Origin of the sequence: Fulvivirga kasyanovii, from assembly GCF_009711405.1 — a bacterium.
Classification (GTDB): domain Bacteria; phylum Bacteroidota; class Bacteroidia; order Cytophagales; family Cyclobacteriaceae; genus Fulvivirga; species Fulvivirga kasyanovii.
This window is the reverse complement of the sequence record NZ_SMLW01000246.1, coordinates 1-3,069: the sequence shown is the minus strand read 5'-3', so window position 1 is coordinate 3,069 and position 3,069 is coordinate 1. Positions and strand designations below refer to the sequence as shown.

The window sequence follows — 3,069 nt, the reverse complement described above, 5'->3', positions numbered from 1 at the left end:
TAGAATATTAGGTTATGAGTTTTATTAGTACTACCTTTGCCTCTCATCAAAGTAGAGGCAATCTCTTACAGGAAATTTCTCAAAAGATTCTTTTCTCTAATATCCTTCGACTTTGACCAAAGTCGGTTCTTTTAAACAATAATCAAGACCGAATACTTTAGCCCGATTTATAATAGCTGTATCCGCTTTTTTTTGCAGTGTACTAACTAAGGCTGAAGATGATTTCCAGGCCTATGAATTAGGCACTTTCGGGATCCAAAAGGCTATCCATCGCACTCAGGTGTAATGGGTAAGCATGATTTTTCATTTAATCAAACAGAATGTATAGAACTAAACAGAGGCCTTCAAAGCGTGCCTCACATTTTAACCGCAATAATGGCGGAAACAGAAACAGGAAAAAGAACAACAATAGCAGTATAGACATCAACAAATTTATAAGCCAGGCCGTAACCCCTGTAAAAAAGGAAGTATACGAGGTCACTAATAAATTTGCAGACTTCCCCTTACAGCAAGACCTTATCAAAAGAATTAATGACAGGGGTTACTCCTCACCCACCGAGATTCAGGACAAGAGCATTAACCACATACTGGAAGGCGAAGATGTAGTAGGCATTGCCGGAACGGGCACCGGAAAAACAGGAGCCTTCTTGATCCCTATTATCAATAGGTTACTTACTAACCCTAAGTATTTCGACACACTCATCATTACACCTACCCGCGAGCTGGCATCTCAGATTGAGGATGAGTTCAGAAAGTTGACAAGAGGCACAAAGCTGCACTCCATTACGCTTATTGGCGGTGTAAATATGGGTAAGTCTTTGGCTGCGTTTTCAAGGCCTGCACATGTGGTGATCGGTACGCCCGGCAGAATAATGGACATGGCCCAGCGTGGTAAATTAGCCTTTAAAAATTTCCCGGTACTGATACTGGATGAATTTGACAGGATGCTGGATATGGGCTTTATAAGGGATATTGAACATGTTATCAGCCAAATGACTGCACGAAAGCAGACGTTGCTCTTTTCAGCAACCATGCCTGCATCGCAGGAAAAAATCATCAGTAAAATAATCCCCAACCCTGTAAAGGTTAAAGCCAATTCGGCCCTGAAATCATCTGGTAATGTAGATCAGAATGTGGTATCGGTACCAGAGGGTGAAGATAAGTTCGAAAAGCTGGTATCAGTAATATCCGAAGACCGGGAGAAAGACAGCAGGGTCATACTTTTCTGCGAAACCAAGAGAAGGGCAAGTAAACTGGCAAAAAAATTAAACACAACCGGTATTCCATCAGACGAGATACATGGTAACAAGAGCCAGCCTGCACGTGAACGGGCGTTGAAAAAATTCAAAAACGGCCAGGTCAGGGTTTTAGTGGCTACTGACGTAATGGCCCGTGGTATTGACGTTACGGATGTTTCCATGGTGATCAATTATGAAATACCTAAAACATACGATGATTATATCCACAGAATAGGCCGGACAGGCCGCGCCGGAAAAACCGGAAAAGCAATCACATTTATTAACTAAAACACAATATATGGCACGATCTCAGAACAGCTTTATCAAGCAACAGAGAGAAAAAAAGAAGCAGAAGAAAAAAGAGGAAAAACTGCAAAAAAAGCAGGAAAGGAAAGAAAACTCTACTGGTGGTACTTTAGACGAAATGATCGCTTATGTAGATGAGTTTGGTAATATCACATCTACCCCACCATCAGAACAGGAAGAGAAATCTTCAAAAAAGAGCGACAGTGCTGGCGCTGAGGACCAAAATAAATAAACGAATCAATAATTTATAATAAACAATAGAATGAAAAAAGGAACAGTTAAATTCTTTAACGAGTCAAAAGGTTACGGTTTTATATTACAAGATGATACCCAGGAAGATATATTCGTACACGAAAGCGGATTGATCCACGAAATAGAGCAAAACGACAAAGTATCCTTCAACGTAGAGCAAGGCCGCAAAGGTCTGAATGCAGTTAATGTTGAGGTGATCGACTAATAAAATATACAGAAAAGGGCAGTCAGGTTATGGCTGCCTTTTTGTTTTCATCCCCTTGTTAATTCAGTAATAATATCTCCATGCTGCGGAAAGTCGGCTAAAAGATTCCCCCTCTCTGCCATTTCAAAATCCTGAAAGTCAAATCCTGGCGCTACAGTACAACCTACAAGGGCAAAATTTCCCGGCGACTCCACCCGAGACCCAAACCAGCACCCTGCCGGCACTACTGCCTGCGGATGTTGTCCACTTTTTAAATCCAGCCCCAGCTTAATTACCTGTAATTGCCCTGAATTTGTAATTATATAAACAGACAAGGGATCTCCATCATAGAAATGCCACATCTCATCAGATTTTATCCGGTGAAAGGCAGAAAACTCACCTTTGCGAAGAAGGAAGTAGATACCTGTACTCACACTCCTTTTGCCACTAAACCCGGCGTATTCATTTTCAATAGCCGACTTGTAAGTTTCTTTGTAATACCCTCCCTCTACATGAGGTTGCAAGCCGAGTACCTGAATATATTCATTGACTTTGTCCATACTAATATCACTCTTTGAAAAACCACCATCCATCTAAAATAAATGGATTTGCATTCTGTTTTATTATTGCATTACTAATCGAGTCAAATATACTAATTTTGGCATAGTACAAACCACCCTGCCAAACCTATGCATGAGGAAGACGATGCCCACTCACCCAACCCTGAGCAACTGCCGATATTCAAAAAGGGGCTGGAAATCTATGAGCTTACTGTTAAGATTACTGACCTGATCCCTGATGAAGATCAAATGCTATGTACTTACAAAGGCTTTATGCTGGAAGATGCTGCTAACCTTACGGTAAAGGTAGCAGGTGCAGAGGCTGCCGATTTGTATGATATACGCATGGAAAATGCGGCTATCATCAGAAAAGCAGCCCGTGACCTCATGACCCATTGCAGCGGCCTGAAAATGTTTGGTTTTAAAGATACCCAATACCTACACCTAATCAGGGAGGCTATCGAAGAATACCGGCTCCTGTTTATCGACTGGGTCAACACATTTGATCCATGGAATTATTGTGTAGATC

General features: G+C 41.4%; 5 protein-coding genes. 4 read left to right on the top strand and 1 reads right to left on the bottom strand.

Annotation, left to right across the window (positions count from 1 at the left end):
- Positions 1 to 320 precede the first annotated feature (320 nt).
- Genes E1163_RS01425 through E1163_RS01415 form a run of 3 tightly spaced genes read left to right on the top strand, consistent with a single transcriptional unit; the run spans position 321 to position 2,001 of the window.
- Complete coding sequence (locus tag E1163_RS01425; protein WP_155168743.1) at positions 321 to 1,526, top strand: DEAD/DEAH box helicase; 1,206 nt, start codon at positions 321 to 323, stop codon at positions 1,524 to 1,526.
- A 10-nt stretch (positions 1,527 to 1,536) separates the two neighbouring features.
- Positions 1,537 to 1,776 carry a cold-shock protein gene (locus tag E1163_RS01420; protein ID WP_155168742.1) on the top strand — a complete coding sequence of 80 codons (240 nt, stop codon included), beginning with the start codon at positions 1,537 to 1,539 and terminating at the stop codon, positions 1,774 to 1,776.
- 30 nt (positions 1,777 to 1,806) lie between these two features.
- Positions 1,807 to 2,001, top strand: a complete 195-nt coding sequence (locus E1163_RS01415; protein ID WP_155168741.1) for a cold-shock protein — start codon at positions 1,807 to 1,809, stop codon at positions 1,999 to 2,001.
- A 47-nt stretch (positions 2,002 to 2,048) separates the two neighbouring features.
- On the opposite strand, the gene E1163_RS01410 is transcribed toward E1163_RS01415, so the two are convergent.
- Entirely contained in the window at positions 2,049 to 2,540 is a 492-nt protein-coding gene (locus E1163_RS01410; protein WP_155168744.1) for a cupin domain-containing protein, read from the bottom strand.
- A gap of 129 nt (positions 2,541 to 2,669) precedes the next feature.
- On the opposite strand from E1163_RS01410, the gene E1163_RS01405 reads away from it, so the two are divergent.
- On the top strand, positions 2,670 to 3,069 hold a 400-nt coding region (locus tag E1163_RS01405; RefSeq protein WP_155168740.1), incomplete at its 3' end, for a hypothetical protein.